The organism is Saccharopolyspora sp. NPDC002376, from assembly GCF_053593195.1.
The window spans coordinates 49046-63754 of the sequence record NZ_JBSFBZ010000007.1 but is presented as its reverse complement, the minus strand read 5'-3'; the positions used below and the strand labels follow the sequence as shown (position 1 = coordinate 63754).

13 protein-coding genes are annotated in these 14709 nt (G+C 67.6%); 6 read left to right on the top strand and 7 right to left on the bottom strand.

The features are described 5' to 3' along the window. Positions 1 to 251: 251 nt before the first annotated feature. A complete protein-coding gene (locus ACWCO2_RS07740) occupies positions 252 to 449 on the top strand; it encodes a hypothetical protein (RefSeq protein WP_450126920.1) in 198 nt (65 codons plus the stop codon). Between the two features lie 390 nt (positions 450 to 839). After that, positions 840 to 1799, top strand: coding sequence for a hypothetical protein (locus ACWCO2_RS07735; RefSeq protein ID WP_450126919.1), 960 nt, complete (start codon positions 840 to 842; stop codon positions 1797 to 1799). Positions 1800 to 1848: 49 nt separating this feature from the next. On the opposite strand, the gene ACWCO2_RS07730 is transcribed toward ACWCO2_RS07735, so the two are convergent. Further along, the gene (locus ACWCO2_RS07730) at positions 1849 to 2316 is read right to left on the bottom strand and encodes a MarR family winged helix-turn-helix transcriptional regulator (RefSeq protein ID WP_450126918.1); all 468 of its coding nucleotides are present in this window, start codon (positions 2314 to 2316) and stop codon (positions 1849 to 1851) included. Positions 2317 to 2464: 148 nt separating this feature from the next. Here ACWCO2_RS07730 and wrbA point away from each other — a divergent pair, with 148 nt between their 5' ends. The 3 genes from wrbA to ACWCO2_RS07715 all read left to right on the top strand — a co-directional run bounded on the left by wrbA (position 2465) and on the right by ACWCO2_RS07715 (position 4763). Continuing rightward, positions 2465 to 3079, top strand: a complete 615-nt coding sequence (wrbA, locus tag ACWCO2_RS07725) for an NAD(P)H:quinone oxidoreductase (protein ID WP_450126917.1) — start codon at positions 2465 to 2467, stop codon at positions 3077 to 3079. Between the two features lie 89 nt (positions 3080 to 3168). Beyond that, positions 3169 to 4155, top strand: coding sequence for a ring-cleaving dioxygenase (locus ACWCO2_RS07720; RefSeq protein ID WP_450126916.1), 987 nt, complete (start codon positions 3169 to 3171; stop codon positions 4153 to 4155). Beyond that, positions 4152 to 4763 carry an alpha/beta hydrolase gene (locus tag ACWCO2_RS07715; protein WP_450126915.1) on the top strand — a complete coding sequence of 204 codons (612 nt, stop codon included), beginning with the start codon at positions 4152 to 4154 and terminating at the stop codon, positions 4761 to 4763. The genes ACWCO2_RS07720 and ACWCO2_RS07715 overlap by 4 nt, the downstream gene beginning before the upstream one ends. Positions 4764 to 4815: 52 nt before the next feature. Here ACWCO2_RS07715 and ACWCO2_RS07710 read toward each other — a convergent pair whose 3' ends face one another. The 4 genes from ACWCO2_RS07710 to ACWCO2_RS07695 all read right to left on the bottom strand — a co-directional run bounded on the left by ACWCO2_RS07710 (position 4816) and on the right by ACWCO2_RS07695 (position 9161). After that, complete coding sequence (locus tag ACWCO2_RS07710) at positions 4816 to 5292, bottom strand: (2Fe-2S)-binding protein (RefSeq protein WP_450126914.1); 477 nt, start codon at positions 5290 to 5292, stop codon at positions 4816 to 4818. Between the two features lie 54 nt (positions 5293 to 5346). Further along, positions 5347 to 7629, bottom strand: coding sequence for a molybdopterin cofactor-binding domain-containing protein (locus tag ACWCO2_RS07705; RefSeq protein ID WP_450126913.1), 2283 nt, complete (start codon positions 7627 to 7629; stop codon positions 5347 to 5349). A gap of 403 nt (positions 7630 to 8032) precedes the next feature. Next, positions 8033 to 8230: a hypothetical protein gene (locus ACWCO2_RS07700; RefSeq protein ID WP_450126912.1), complete on the bottom strand. Its 198-nt coding sequence runs from the start codon at positions 8228 to 8230 to the stop codon at positions 8033 to 8035. 292 nt (positions 8231 to 8522) lie between these two features. Next, positions 8523 to 9161, bottom strand: a complete 639-nt coding sequence (locus tag ACWCO2_RS07695) for an HD domain-containing protein (RefSeq protein WP_450126911.1) — start codon at positions 9159 to 9161, stop codon at positions 8523 to 8525. A gap of 98 nt (positions 9162 to 9259) precedes the next feature. Between ACWCO2_RS07695 and ACWCO2_RS07690 the strand changes: the two genes are divergently transcribed. Next, the gene (locus ACWCO2_RS07690) at positions 9260 to 10255 is read left to right on the top strand and encodes a GlxA family transcriptional regulator (protein WP_450126910.1); all 996 of its coding nucleotides are present in this window, start codon (positions 9260 to 9262) and stop codon (positions 10253 to 10255) included. A 12-nt stretch (positions 10256 to 10267) separates the two neighbouring features. Here ACWCO2_RS07690 and ACWCO2_RS07685 read toward each other — a convergent pair whose 3' ends face one another. Beyond that, entirely contained in the window at positions 10268 to 11545 is a 1278-nt protein-coding gene (locus ACWCO2_RS07685) for an SLC13 family permease (RefSeq protein WP_450126909.1), read from the bottom strand. A 249-nt stretch (positions 11546 to 11794) separates the two neighbouring features. Continuing rightward, positions 11795 to 14683 carry an FAD-binding and (Fe-S)-binding domain-containing protein gene (locus tag ACWCO2_RS07680; RefSeq protein ID WP_450126908.1) on the bottom strand — a complete coding sequence of 963 codons (2889 nt, stop codon included), beginning with the start codon at positions 14681 to 14683 and terminating at the stop codon, positions 11795 to 11797. Positions 14684 to 14709: the final 26 nt, after the last annotated feature.

The window sequence follows — 14709 nt, the reverse complement described above, 5'->3', positions numbered from 1 at the left end:
AGTGTATGCCCTGGCGCATGGGAACCCGATCGCGGTTTCGGGGTTCATCCGATTCATCGATGCGCGCGTCTTAAAACCTCCGTTTTTCCTGGTCAAGTAGGAAACACGGAGCGTGAAACCGGGTGTCGGGAATGGTCCCCGACGGTGGGGTGATGGACCTGTGACGGGTTGGTGACGGGTGTCTGTCGTACTTCCCGTTAGCGGCTGCTGCCGCTGTCGGAATTCTCGTGAAAGGCGAACTAGGGGGAACCATGTTCGAACACCTGTCGGTGGAGCTGCTGCCGGAGCGCAAGGCCCTCGGTGGCGGCTGGTGGGGCGGTTTCGGCAACATCGACCAGGACGTCGCGGTCCTGCAGAACGTCGATGTCGACGTCGACAACAACTCCTGCTTCGGTAACGTCTGGGTGACTGCGTTCAACAACGCCAACGTGAACCAGAACGCCTTCTGACCGTCCTGAGTCGGCTCAACCCCTGGCCGCCCATCGCTGCTGTGCGCGGTGGGCGGCCAGGCCATCGCATCCACTGTGGATTTCAGGACACGAGTTCCGCCGCTGTATCAGCGACGTGCACGCGGTGGTGATGTCCGTCGATCTTGCCGGAAACCGGCCGCCTCCCCGCGGCGCTGCGTCGAAAACGACGCCAGTTTCCGGCAAAATCGCCGCGCCTGCCAAGGCGGCCACCTACTGCTTCGAACCCGAAGCAACCCCGTCTTCAACGTGCCCCACAAGCACGGCACGAGACCCTGGAAAGCACCCACCGCGGGGCCAGATCGCTGCTAGCGTGACAGGGGTGTTGATCAACAGACCCCGATTACGCCCCCGGAAAGGCCGGAGATGCGGATGAACCCGGCCGACTGCCCCACGCTCCACAACCTCGACAACGCCTCCAGCGCATTCCTCTTCGAAACCGTCGACCTCGGCATGGAATACGTCAAGCAGAGCGAGGGAACCTTCATCCCGTTCGCGACCATCCTGAGCGAGAACGGCGAGAAGGGAATCACGAAGTTCATCGGTGACGAGGACGACGACTCGTGGACGCAGGAGGACATGGTGGCGCTCGGCCGCCAGAAGCTCCGCGACCTCGACGAGGACCCGCACTGCGTTGCGCTGGTCCACGACGGCTACTTCACCGGCGATGGCGGCCGGACCGAGGCAGTGTTCGTAGAGGCCTACGAGCTGGGCCGCCCGACGGGCGTGCACATGTGCCAGCGCTACGAGCGCCGCAACGGCGAGATCAGCCTCATCGGTAATCCGATTCTGTTCGACGACACGGCGGAGCCGCTGGTGTCGGCTGACCGGCAGAAGGTCGAATTCGCCCATCTCAGCTCGGAAGCGAAGCGGTTCGCCCTCGATGCGATCGGCGTCGGGATCGAGGACGTCGAGCCGGAGGCGGCCATCATGACCCCGTTCGCCGCGGTCGTCGGCGAAGACGGTTCGCCCGAGATGTGGCGCCTGGTCGACGACGAGAACGACCCCACGGTGGGCGGCGGCCTGGACCTCGGTCGCGAGCAGCTCGCGTCGGTCGATCGAACAGCCCTTTTCGTCGCACTGGTCTGGGGCGGCGAGAGGCTGGACGACGAAGACCAGGACGGAGCGGTGTTCGTCGAGGTCTACGAGCTCGGCCGCCCCGCAGGCGTGCAGCTGGTCCAGCAGTACCGGCGGATCGACCACGACCGCGTCGCGCTCCTGGGCGACCCGCAGGTGCTGGACGAGACGGAGCCGCTGGTGCCGCCGATCGAGCAGCCCCGATCCGCGGCCTTCGCCAGACTTCAAGAAATGGCCAACCAGAAGCGCGGTTGATCGGCACGGCCCCGTGAGCACTTTTCGTCGCTATAGCAGCGAAAAGTGCTCACGGTGCATTTGTAGCGCGCAGAGTGCGCATAGCTTCGGCGAGCGCCCCCGCTCGTTCCGCAGCGAGCGGTGACAGCACCCGTTCGCGAAGTACTTCTGCGCAGGCCGTGCGGGCGCGCTGAGCGACGTCGAGCCCGTGGTCGGTGAGGGCCGCGTAGATGACGCGGCGGTCGGTCTCGCACGGTTCGCGGCGGATCAGGTCGGCCTTGGTGAGGCGGTCGGCGACCTTGGTGAAGCCGCCGCTGCTGAGCGCGGCCTCCGCCGCGAGCTGGGTCATCGGCAGCCGGTGGTCGGGAGAGCGCAGCAGCCTGATCACGATGTCGAACGAGCCGGGCGCCAGTTCGACGCGGTCGTTGATCTCGTTCATCAGGCGGTCCTGGGTGGCGTGGTAGCCCTCGATGACCAGTCCCCACCATGTGATGACCTCGTCGTCGGTCCGGCTTCTGGGAGAACCCTTCTCGTTCACGTGCGCCTCCTTCTTTCCTGGTCACCAGCCTACCGGATAACTCTCCCCGGATTAATTCTTGCTCGGAAGAGAAATCCGGGATAGTGTCTTCCATGTAAGAGGTTGATGGGGCGTTTCCCGCCCGTCCTGTGAACAGGAGTTGTTTGCCGTGAGCGACGCCGTGAAGGTCAGCATCGTCTACTACTCGTCGACCGGTACCGGTACCGAGATCGCCAACGCCCTGGCCGCCGAGGCCGAGGCGGCGGGTGCCGAGGTTCGGTTGCGTCGCGTCGCCGAGCTCGCCCCGGAGGCGGCGATCGACAGCAACCCGGCGTGGCGTGCCAACGTCGACGCCACCCGCGAGATTCCCGAGGCCACCGCGGACGACGTGGTGTGGGCCGACGCCGTGCTGTTCGGTTCCCCGACCCGCTTCGGCAACATCTCGTCCCAGCTGAAGCAGTTCATCGACACCCTGGGCGGCCAGTGGGTGCAGGGCCAGCTGGCCGACAAGGTCTACAGCGGCTTCACCTCGACCTCCACCACCCACGGTGGTCAGGAGTCCACGCTGCTGGCGCTGTACAACACCTTCCACCACTTCGGTGGCATCGTGGTCGCCCCGGGCTACACCGACGGCGCGAAGTTCGCCGACGGCAACCCCTACGGCACCAGCCACGTCGACGCGCAGGGCGCGAACAAGGTCGATGACACCACCCGCAAGGCCGCGGCCGTGCAGGCGCGCCGGGTCGTCACCATCGCGCAGGCCCTGAAGAACGGCCGCGCCTGATCGATCGGCTGGGCATCCGGCGGCGCGAACCCGGATGCCCAGCCGACACCCGAACCCGCGAGCATCCCCACGAACCGCAGGAGGCGGTCATGTCGATCAGTCCCACCGGTCTGCACCACGTCACCGCCATCGGCGGAAACCCGCAGCGCAACGCCGACTTCTACCTGCGCACCCTGGGGTTGCGCCTGGTCAAGACCACGGTCAACTTCGACGACCCGGGCACGTACCACCTGTACTACGGCGACGGCGAGGGCAAGCCGGGGTCACTGATGACCTTCTTCCCGTGGGACGGCGTTCCGAACGGGCGGCTGGGCACGGGCCAGGCGACCACGACGTCGTTCTCTGTCCCGGCGAACTCGATCGGCTGGTGGAAGCAGCACCTCGAGGAGGCCGGCGTGCGGACCAGCCGCGTCACGACCTCCGACGAGGAGGACACGCTCAGCTTCCGCGACCCCGACGGTCTGTCGATCGCCCTGGTCGCCCACCCGCAGGGCGACCCGCGGGACCAGTGGGACACGGCGCTGGTGCCGGGCGAGCACGCCATCCGCGGCCTGCACTCGGTGACGATGACCGTCTCGCAGGAGACCGCGACGGCCGCGACGCTCGTCGACGACCTGGGGCTGAAGTTCCTGCACCAGGACGGCAACCGGCTGCGCTTCGCCGCTGGTGAGGGCGGTCCGGGAGCCCTGGTCGACGTGCGGGTCGCCCCCGACGCCCCACGCGGTCTGGTCGCCGGCGGCACCGTGCACCACGTCGCCTGGCGGGTGCCGGACGATGCGACCCAGCTGGCCTGGCGCGAAGAGCTGGTCGGCAAGGGCTACGAGGTGACGTCCATCTTGGACCGCCAGTACTTCCACTCGATCTACTTCCGCGAGCCAGGCGGGGTTCTGCAGGAGATCGCCACCGACGACATCGGGTTCGGCGTGGACGAGCCGCTGCTCGAACTGGGCCGCTCGCTGAAGCTGCCGCCGTGGTTGGAGCCCAAGCGCGAGGAGATCCAAGCGGCGCTGCCGAAGCTGGACCTGCCCGACGAGAACAACCCCGAGGTCGCCGAAAGGCTGGCTGCGCAGCGATGAACACCTTGCAACACCGCTTCATCGAGGGAGCCGGGGACGCACCGGTGCTGCTGCTGTTGCACGGCACCGGTGGCAGCCCGGAGGACCTAGTGGGTCTGGCGAAGGAGATCAGCCCGAACTCGGCTCTGCTCGCTCCTGCTGGGCCGGTATCGGAAAACGGCATGGCGCGCTGGTTCCGGCGGCTGCGCGAAGGCGTTTTCGACCACGAGGACGTCGTGGTCCGCGCGAATCAGCTCGCCGACTTCGTCCGCGAAGCACGCAGCAACTGCGGGTTGGAAGACCGGCGAATGGTCGCCGTCGGCTTCTCCAACGGCGCGAACATCGCTGCTGCGACGGCATTGCTGCGCCCCGACGCGATCACCGAAGTCGTCGCGTTCGCGGCGATGCTGCCGGTGCCCGAGCCTCCCGCCGTCGACCTGAGCGGCACGCGAGTGCTGCTGTCGAACGGGACGCGCGACCCGATGGCGCCGGGGGATTCCACGAAGGAACTCGTCGCGAAGTTCGAACAACGCTCCGCCGAGGTGACCACCCACTGGCACCCCGGAGGACATCAGATCACCGAAGAAGGGGTCGAAGCAGCGCGGAACTGGCTGCGGGAGACCTGGTGAGCACTGGGCTTGCCCGTTCGCCGAGGGGCTGAACGGGCAAGCCCAGCAGCTGTCACATCTTTTCCGCGCCCGCCTTGATCGCCTCGCGGATCCGGTAGTAGGTGCCGCACCGGCAGACGTTGCGGATCTCGTCCAGCAGCGAATCGTCGATGTCGCGGCCTTCCCGGCGGGCCTGGTTCACCTTGGCCACCGCCGCCATGATCTGCCCCGGCTGGCAGTATCCGCACTGCGCGACGTCGTGCTCGAGCCACGCCTCCTGCATCGGGTGCAGGTCCTTGCCGACCGTCTTGGGCAGGCCCTCGATCGTGGTCACCTCGTCGTCGGCGGAGATCTCGCTGACGGGCACCGCGCACGGGTTGAATGCCTTGCCGTTGATGTGCGACGTGCACGCCTTGCAGACGTTGATCCCGCAGCCGTACTTCGGACCGCGGATGCCGAGCAGGTCGCGCAGCACCCAGAGCAGGCGTTCGCCGTCCTCGGCCTCGACCGTCACCGTCTCGCCGTTGACCTTGAAGGTGTGGGTGGGCATCAGCTGGGACCTCCAGGACTCAGAGACTGTTGGTGGTTGCCTTGCTTACGGCACTCAGTAGGTGTGGCTCAGGCCGTCGGTCGGCGACGCCGGCACCGGGGGGATGAACGACTTCGGCTCGAAGTGCAGCGGATCGTTGTGGTTGATCGGGAAGTACTGCGGCAACTTCCCGACCGCGCGGGCGTAGGCGCAGGCCGTCGCGGCGAACGCCGAAGCGACACCGGCTTCGCCCGCACCACCGGGCGGGTTGTCCGTGGGCATCACGAAAACCCGGATGTCGCGCGGGGTGTTCCACTGCCGCGTGTAGGCGGTGTTGTCCCAGCTGGCCTCGAGGAAGCGGCCGTCGGAGAGGTGGCTGGAGTTGGTCAGCGCCAGCGCGATCCCGTCGGAAATACCGCCCTGCATCTGCGCTTCCACCCCCTTGGGGTTGATCGCCAACCCGGGGTCGATGGCGAAGGTGACCTTCGTGACCAGCGGACCGGTCACCGCGTCGCGGACCTTGCGGTTGACCGTCTCCGGACGGCAGTCGATCTCCACCAGGCAGGCCGAAGCGCCCTTGTACTCCTCGTGGATCGCGATGCCCTGCGCCATCCCGGCTGGCATCTGCTTGCCCCACTGGCCTTCCTCGGCGACCTTCTGCAGGACCTGCTTGACCCGCTCCTTGCGCAGGTACGCCATCCGGAACTCGTAGGGGTCCTTGCCCAGCTTCTTCGCGATCTGGTCGACCACCAGCTCGTTGGCGGCGCGCACGTCGGGGGAGTAGACGTTGCGGACCGCGCTGGTCGGGAACCGGTCGCGCTCACCGGTTTCCATCAGCTTCTGGTTGATGACACCGAAGTCGTACGGCATGAACTGGGTGGTCTCGAAGATCGTCTCGGCCAGGCTGAGGTTGCCGGCGATCGGGATCTTGCCGATGGAGGCGGTGATCGCCTCGCCGAAGCCGTGCGTGAAGTCGACGGCCACACCGGTGTGCCGGTGCTCGAAGCTCAGCACCTCGTCGCCGACGTGCGCGACGCGGATCCGGGCCGTCACCATTGGGTGCGAACGCCCCTGCCGGGGTTCGTCCGCGCGGTGCCACATCAACCGGACCGGTGCCTTGCACGCCTTCGAGACGAGCGCTGCTTCCAAAGCGCCATCGAAGAACAGCTTCCGGCCGAACGATCCGCCGCCCTCGACGACGTTGAACGTCACCTTGCTGGCCGGCAGGCCCAAGGTCGCGGCGATCTGCTGCTTGGCCGCGATCGGCGACTTCGCCGACGCCCAGATCGTGGCGCTGCCGTCGCGCACGTCGGCAACGGCGGAGTTCGGTTCGAGCGGGGAACCGCTGCGGAAGTGGAAGGTGAAGTCGAAGTCCATCGTCTCGGCCAGCACCGGCAGGTGCGGCACCACCATCGGCAACTCGGCCGACTTCAACTCCGCGCGGATCGAGTCGTCGGAGGAGCCCTCGACCGAGCCTGGCTTCCACTGCACCTTGAGCGCACGGATGGCGTCGATGCACTGGCCGAAGGTGTGCGCCCGCACGGCGATACCGCTGGGGACCTTCTCCACGTGCGTGACGCCGTTCATCGCCTTGACCTCGGCGGCGTTCAGCACGGACGCGGGGCTGCCGCCGACGGTCGGCGGACGGCAGATCATCGCCGGCAGCGCGCCGTCGACCTCCAGGTCCATCGCGAACTGCTTCTGCCCGGTCACCGCGGCGAGCGCGTCCTTGCGGTTCTGCGGGGTGCCGACGATGCGGAACTTCGACTCCGGCTTGAGCTCCACCTCGCGCGCGGTGGTCTTGGACACCGCCGCCCGCGGCACGATCTCGCCGTAGGACAGCGTCTTCCCGGCGCTGCCGATGATCTCGCCGGCCTTGGCCTGCAGGCTGCTCACGGTGTCGCCGAGCAGGATCGCGGCGGCCTCCAGCAGCGCCTGCTTGGCCAGCGCGGCGGCGACGCGGACCGGGGTGTACATCGCGAAGATGGTGTTCGACCCGCCGGTGAGTTGGTTGAACAGCAGTTCCGGACGCGCGGGCGCTAGCGTGACGTTGACCTTCTCCAGCGGCAGCTCGAGCTCTTCGGCGATGATCATCGCGATGGACGTGGTGATGCCCTGGCCCACCTCGGCGCGGGGCATCTCGAAGGAAGCAGTGCCGTCCTCGTGCACCTCGACCTTGATCAGCTGCGAGGTCGGCTGCGCGGCCGCGGTGAGCAGGTCGTTGAGGTCGTAGAGGTCCGCGGGCACCGGGGTGGTGACCGGGGCCGCCTCCGCCGACGAACCGAGCAGACCCGCGTGGGCGGCGGCGACCAGGCTGGTGCCTCCGATCAGGAAGCCGAGGAACTTACGCCGACCCATGCCTTCTGCTGGCACGCCGTGGTGTTCCAACCCTGGCTGTGACATGCCGTCTCCCGTCGCGATGCCGAACGAAATTTCACGCGAACCGAGAGTGAACCGAACTTCTCGCCCCTAACTGTTCAGATCTTGTACACCGGCCCGACCGCATCCGCCAAGACCGTAGTGATCTTGTTCCTGTGAGGAGCGGACTTCACCTCGCGGAGCCGGGATTGCCGACGTTCCACGCGACGGGATGGGGACGGCGGTGGATCCGGGCTGTGCGGTCGGTCTGGAGCCGGTTTCCGGCAAAATCGGCGGATGTCACCACTGTGCGAACAGTCTGGTGTCCATGGTGGACATGACGAACTGGCCGTCCACCGCTCGATTGCGGTGGACGACCAGGTGTTCGGCTGAGCCAGGGTGGTTACCAGGCGCCCTGGTTGACGTTGGCGTTGTTGAAGGCCGTCACTTCGACGTTTCCGCAGAAAGAGTTGTTGAAGACGTCGACGTCGACGTTCTGCAGGATCGCGACGTCCTGGTCGATGTTGCCGAAACCGCCCCACCAGCCGCCGCCGAGGGCCTTGCGCTCGGGCAGCAGCTCGACCGTCAGGTGTTCGAACATGGTTCCCCCTTGTTCGCCGTTCACGAGTTTCCGACTGCGGCTCGTGCCGCTGCCCGCGAGTACGACAGACACCCGTCACCACCCCGTCACACCACCGTCACACCACCCCCGAGGACCGCCGCCGAACACCCGGTTCACGCTCCGTGTTCACCCCACGAACAGGGGAAACGGAGGTTTGGAAAACCACCTGTAGACGGATCGGATGAACTCGAAAAAGACCAACGCAGATCACCGGTTTCCTTCGCAGGCACCGCGGAGTCCGATGTGGATGTCTCGGTGATCGGCCGCGCGGTCATTCGGGCCAGTCCGAGTTCTTGATGACCTCGACGAAGTCGCCGCGCACGAATCCGGGGACGTAGTGGGCGAGCACGTCCGCCTTGACGTTGCCGAAGGTCGTCGCGGGGCGGTCCTTGATGCCGTCGGTGAACGCGTTGAGGATCCGGTTCTTGAAGTCCGGTCGTGGGTGCGCGGCGACCACGGCGGCGCGCTGCTCGTCGGAGACTGCGTGGTAGCCGATGCCCAGGACGTCCAGCTCGACACCGCGGGTGACCAGAGCGACCTCGGGCGCCATGTGCAGGGGGATTTCCGGGGTGGTGTGCAGGGCGATGGCCGTCCAGACCCGGTCGGCGGGCTCACCGGTGATGCCGTGGGAGTGCAGGAACTGCCGGGCCTCGTCCGCGCCGTCGATCTCGAAGCGCTGGTCGGTGCGGCGGAACCGCTCGGTCAGCCCCAGGTCGTGGAACATTGCGCCCACGTACAGCAGCTCGGGATCGAAATGAAGCCGTTGCTCCCGGCCGCGCAGCGTGCCCCAGAGGAACACCCGCCGGGAGTGGTCGAACAGCAACGCCGGAGCGACCTCGCGCACCAGCTCGGTGGCCTCCCGCGCCAGGCGGCTGTCCGGGATCTCCACGCCTGCGATCGTTTCCGTCATCTCGGCTCTCCCTCTCCAGATCGGTGACTGGTTCCAGGGTGGCTCGGCGGCTACGCTGGTGCCATGTCTTTCCAGTCAGGAGAACCACGGATCCGGACATGACCCACCGGGTTGCGATCGTGGTCTTCGACGGGGTGACCGCGCTCGACGTCAGCGGCCCGTCCGAGGTGCTGCACCAGGCGACCCGGCTCGGCCGCCCGTACGAGCTCGTGCTGGTGTCACCGCGTGGCGAACAGGTCGTCACCACAGCTGGGCTGAGGCTGGCGGGTGCGATCGCAGCGGCCGATGTCGAGTCCGTCGACACGGTCGTCGTCGCCGGGGGAGACCGGCTCGTCGATCAGCCGCTCGGACCTGACCTTCTTGAGACCGTGCGCATGCTCGCTGCCCAGGCGACGCGGGTCGCATCGGTGTGCACCGGAGCCTTCGTCCTCGCCGAGCTGGGCCTGCTCGACGGTCGCCGCGCGACCACGCACTGGCGCCATGCCGCGGCGCTGGCCTGCCGCTACCCCCGGGTGCGTGCGGAGCCGGACGCCATCCACATCCGCGACGACCGCTACCTCACCTCGGCGGGCATCAGCGCGGGAATCGACCTGGCCCTGACCCTCGTCGAGGACGACCACGGGCCGGACGTGGCTCGGGAGATCGCCCGGGAGATGGTCGTGTTCATGCAGCGCCCGGGCGGGCAGTCGCAGTTCTCCACTGCGATCTGGACTCCACCGGCGCGCAGTGAACTGCTAAAAGACGTGATCGCGTCCGTGCTCGCCGACCCGGCCGGCGAGCACAGCCTGCCGAGCATGGCGGCCGCCGCGGCGGTGAGTACCCGGCACCTGACTCGCTTGTTCAACACCGAACTTGGCACCACGCCTGCGAAGTGGGTCGAACGGGTCCGCCTCGACCGGGCCCAGCAGCTGCTCCTCGACGGGCACAGCGTCACCTCGGCAGCGCACCGCAGTGGACTGGGCAGCGACGAATCGCTCCGCCGCGCCTTCGCCCGTCACCTCGGCACCACGCCGACCCACTACCGCCAGCGGTTTGCCAGCACGCACCGGCAGGGCCCAGCGGAAACCGAGCAGGACCGCCCGGTTCTCCGCTGAACCCCGAGGTCGTCAGAGCCAGCCGGGGAGTACGAAGATCGCGACCGACAGGACCGGGGCCACCACGATCATGCTCATGCCCCAGGCCATCAGGCCCTTGAACGTGGTGTCGCGCTCCGCCTCCGGGGTGCTGGCGACTACCAGTGCGCCGCTGGTGGAGAACGGGGAGGAGTCGACCACCGACGACGAGAGCGCCAGGGCGATGATCAGGCCGACCGCGCCGACCTGCCCGGTTTGCAGAAACGGCACCGCGAGCGGGATGAGCGCACCGAGGATGCCGGTGGTCGAGGCGAACGCGGACACACCGCCGCCGATGAGGCAGATGACGAACGCGGCCAGCAGCGGGACCCCGATGCCGACGACGCCGTTGCCGAGGAACTCGATGGTCCCGATGTTCTCCATCAGGCTCACGTAGGTCACCACGCCGCAGACCAGCAGCACCGTCGGCCACGCGACCTCGGACACGCACTTCTTCGTGGTATCAGGCCACAGCAGCACGATGATCGTCGCGATGCTCAGCGACAGCAGCCCCACGTCGAACTCGAGCGCCAGCGCGCCGACCGCCAGCGCGACGAGTCCGGTGAGCGTTGCGATCCGCTGCGCGTTCAAGGTCGTTACGGTGCGAGTCGCGGTCGTCGTGCCTGAGCCACCTTCCGGCTCCTCGGGATCGGTGCTGACTCGGCGGCCCAGCAGGTGTTTTCCGCCGAACATGTAGAACACCGCGATGCTGAGCAGGGTGTTGAACAGCAGCGAGCTGAGCCACAGCAGCACCGGGTTGCCCGGTAGGCCGCTGCGTTCCACGACGCCGTTGGTGATGCTGCCGAAGATGCTGATCGGGGAGAAGCCGCCGGCGCTGGCGCCGTTGATGATGAGCAGCCCCATCAGCAGCGGGTTGATCCGGTAGCGGGTGGCGAAGTTCAGGCCGATCGGCGCCATCATCGCCACCGCGCCGGGGACGACGGCGCCGACCATCGTCAGCAGGCTGGTGACCAGGAACATCACCCACGGGATGAGGGCTATTCGCCCCCGTACGGCCCGCACGCCGCTGTGGATGAGCCAGTCGACCGTGCCGTTGGCCTTGGCGACGGCGAACAGCAGGGTGACGCCGACCAGGGTGGCGAAGAGATCACCCGGGAACCCGGCGAAGAGGTCGTCGCTGGACTGGCCGAAGACGAACGTGCCGAGCAGGAAGGCGCCCAGGAACGCCACCGCTCCCATGTTCACCGAACGCAGGGTCGCTAAGGCGAAGATCAGAACCAGACCGATGATCGAGATTACCTGTGTGGACATCGACACTCCTCAAGGCGGACATTGGCTCGCAGGGGGTCGGCTGTTCGGGGATGCGGGTAAGAACGTGAGACCAGCGCCCGATGGGTGCTGGTCAACGTCGGAACCGCAAGGTGTTGGCTCGCGGAACGCCTTTGCATGCTTCGTGAACGATGGTTGATGCTTGGGTGCGTCTGCTGGATCTGGCGGTTGCGGTACGGGGTCGCGCTTCTGACTAGCACTTCGAACGCGTCGAGTGGGTGGCCGATCGGCTCAGGATTTCTTGGCCTCACCCCGTTTTGCGCGGCCGTCCACTGCTTCGCGCACCAGCTCGACCGGGTGCCACGCGGTGCGCCCCGCGCCGTGGAAGATCTGCTGCCGGCAGGACACCCCGGTCGCGGCCACGACGACGTCGTCGGACTCGGCCGCCAGCGCGGGGAACAGCCGGTCCCCGCCGACAGTCATCGACGTTTCGTAGTGCTCCGACTCGAAGCCGAAAGAGCCCGCCATCCCGCAGCAGCCCGCGTCGATCTCCACGACCTCGGCGCCCGGGATCCGGCGCAGCAGCGCGACCGTCGCAGCGGTGCCGACTTCGGCTTTCTGGTGGCAGTGACCGTGGAAGACGATGCGCCGCCCGGCCAACCAGGAGTCCGCGCGAAGTGCCAGCTGACCGGCGTCGATTGCCTCGGCGAGGAGTTCCTCGACCTGCTTGACCCGGTCCGCCACCGCGCGCACCGACGTGGAGTCCGGCAGCAGTGCGGTGTGCTCCTCGCGGAGCATCAACACGCAGGACGGTTCGCAGCCGACGATCGGCGAGTCGTCCTGTGCCAGCGACGAGACCAGCGCGGTGGCTTTCTTCTTCGCGTCGTCGAGCAATCCTTTGGACATGCTCGAACGGCCGCAGCAACCGCCGCCGGCGAGATTCACCTGCCAACCGGCCCGTTCCAGCAGCTCGATGCCCGCTTGGCCGATGTGCGGTTCGGTGTAGGTGGTGAAGGAATCCGCGAGCCAGGTGACCGGAGTGCCGTTGCTCGGCCGGGACCTTCGACGGAACCAGCGGAGCAGGTTGAGGCGTTGGAACGTCGGCAGCGGGCGTTGCGCGGTGATGCCGAGGGCTCGGTCCAGGAGTCGGCGCAGGAAGCCGATCCGGCCCGGCAGGTTCGACAGCGGGGCAGTGGCCGAGCCGATCCGGTTGAGCGCGCGGATCGAGGAGAACACCTGCGACCGGAGCGGAGTCCCGTGGATCTCGTGGTGGTGCGCGAGCGTTTCGGCCTTCAGCGAAGCCATGTCCACGCTCATCGGGCACTCGCTCTTGCACGCCTTGCACATCAGGCAGAGGTCGAGGATCTCGTGCAGGCGCTCGTCGCCGAGCGCTGCGTGCGGGTCCGGTTCGGACAGTGCCTTCACCAGCGCGTTGGCCCTGCCGCGGGTGGAGTGCTCCTCGTTCTTCGTCGCGATGTAGGACGGGCACATCACGCCTGTGGTCGACTTCCGGCAGGCGCCGATGTTCATGCACCGGTCGGCCGCACCGCGCATACCGCCGACGGCCTCGAACTCCAACGCCGTCCGCAGTGGTGGTGCGGGTGGGAGAGCGTCGCGGTCGCGCAGGTTCTCGGTCATCGACGGCGCGTCCACGATCTTGCCCGGGTTCATCACGCCCTCGGGGTCGAACAGGCGCTTGACCTCGCGCATCGCCTCGTACAGCGCGTCGCCGAAGATCTCCCGGTTGAACTCGCTGCGGGCGAGGCCGTCGCCGTGCTCGCTGGAGTTCACCCCGCCGTACTCGGCGACGAGGTCCTTGACCGCCTCCGCGACGGTGCGCATCTTGGTGACCTCGTCGGGGGCGGTCAGGTCGACGAACGGGCGGATGTGCAGGCAGCCCACCGAGCAGTGCCCGTAGAAGCCTGCCTCCATCTCGTGCTCGTCGAGGATCTCCTTGAACCGCTTGGTGTATTCGGCCAGGTGCGCCGGGTCGACGGCGGTGTCCTCGACGAAGGCCAGCGGGCGGCGGGTTCCTTCCCCAGCGGCCATCAGCAGGCCCAGGCTGGACTTGCGGACCTTCAGCAGTGCGGCCTGCTCGGCGGGGGTGACCGCGCGGAGCGTGTGGTAACCGTGCCCGCTGCGCTGCCACTGCTGGTCGAGCTCGTCGAGCTTGGCGATCAGCTGCTCCTCGTCGTCGCCGGCGAAGGACACGAACAGCAGCGCACCCGGGTCGCCGACGAGCACGTTGCCGAGGTCGGCGAACTCGATCTTCTGCCGGGACAGCTCCAGGATCGTCCGGTCCATCAGTTCGACCTGGTGCGGATCGCAGGCCAAAGCGTCGGTGGTGGCCGCTATGGCGCTGGCGGCGTCGGTGAAGTGGCCGACGGCGTAGACGGTTCGCGCGGGTTTGGGCACCAGGTCCACCAGCGCTCGGGTGGCGATGACCAGCGTTCCCTCCGCACCGACCACGAACTTCGCCAGGTCGAAGGGCTTTTCCGCGCCGAACCCCACCATCCGGTCGAGCCGGTAACCGCAGGCGCGGCGCCAGAACGCGGGCATCTTCGCCCGGATGACCTCCGCATTGGCGTCGACCAACGCCGGAAGTACCTGGTAGATCCGCCCTTCGATGGTGTCCGCCGACGCCCGGTGCCTCCGCTCAGCTTCGTCGACGGGCTCGAACCGGGCGCGCGAGCCGTCGGAGAGCACCACGTCCAGCGCTCGCACGTGGTCGATCGTCATGCCGTAGGTCAGCGATCCGCTGCCCGCGGAGTTGTTCCCGACCATCCCGCCGATCGTGGCCCGGTTGCTTGTGGAGGTGTCCGGGCCGAACATCAGCCCGTGCTCGGCGGCGGCCCGGTTGAGCTGATCCTGCACCACGCCGACCTCGACCAGCGCGGTGCGCGCGACCGGGTCGATGTCCAGGATCCGGTTCATGTGCCGCGACATGTCGAGAACCAGGCCAGGACCCACGGTTTGGCCGACCAGACTGGTTCCCGCCCCGCGGGGAACGATCGGGACGCCGAGCCCGGCGGCGATCTCGACCGCTGCGGCGATGTCGTCGGTGTGACGCGGGAATGCGACGCCCAGCGGGATGATCGAGTACATGCTGGCGTCGCGGGAGAAGAGGTGGCGGGTGTAGTCGTCGAAGGCGACCTCGCCGTCCAGGGCGCCGCGGAGCACGCGCTCCAAACGTGAACTGAGAGTCT

What these genes read in the sequence shown, in the direction of transcription:
- ACWCO2_RS07740 (WP_450126920.1), top strand. Translation starts at nt 252, where the DNA reads ATGTTCGAACACCTGTCGGTGGAGCTGCTGCCGGAGCGCAAGGCCCTC.
- ACWCO2_RS07735 (WP_450126919.1), top strand. Translation starts at nt 840, where the DNA reads ATGAACCCGGCCGACTGCCCCACGCTCCACAACCTCGACAACGCCTCC.
- ACWCO2_RS07720 (WP_450126916.1), top strand. Translation starts at nt 3,169, where the DNA reads ATGTCGATCAGTCCCACCGGTCTGCACCACGTCACCGCCATCGGCGGA.
- ACWCO2_RS07715 (WP_450126915.1), top strand. Translation starts at nt 4,152, where the DNA reads ATGAACACCTTGCAACACCGCTTCATCGAGGGAGCCGGGGACGCACCG.
- ACWCO2_RS07710 (WP_450126914.1), bottom strand. Translation starts at nt 5,292, where the DNA reads ATGCCCACCCACACCTTCAAGGTCAACGGCGAGACGGTGACGGTCGAG.
- ACWCO2_RS07705 (WP_450126913.1), bottom strand. Translation starts at nt 7,629, where the DNA reads ATGGGTCGGCGTAAGTTCCTCGGCTTCCTGATCGGAGGCACCAGCCTG.
- ACWCO2_RS07700 (WP_450126912.1), bottom strand. Translation starts at nt 8,230, where the DNA reads ATGTTCGAACACCTGACGGTCGAGCTGCTGCCCGAGCGCAAGGCCCTC.
- ACWCO2_RS07695 (WP_450126911.1), bottom strand. Translation starts at nt 9,161, where the DNA reads ATGACGGAAACGATCGCAGGCGTGGAGATCCCGGACAGCCGCCTGGCG.
- ACWCO2_RS07690 (WP_450126910.1), top strand. Translation starts at nt 9,260, where the DNA reads ATGACCCACCGGGTTGCGATCGTGGTCTTCGACGGGGTGACCGCGCTC.
- ACWCO2_RS07685 (WP_450126909.1), bottom strand. Translation starts at nt 11,545, where the DNA reads ATGTCCACACAGGTAATCTCGATCATCGGTCTGGTTCTGATCTTCGCC.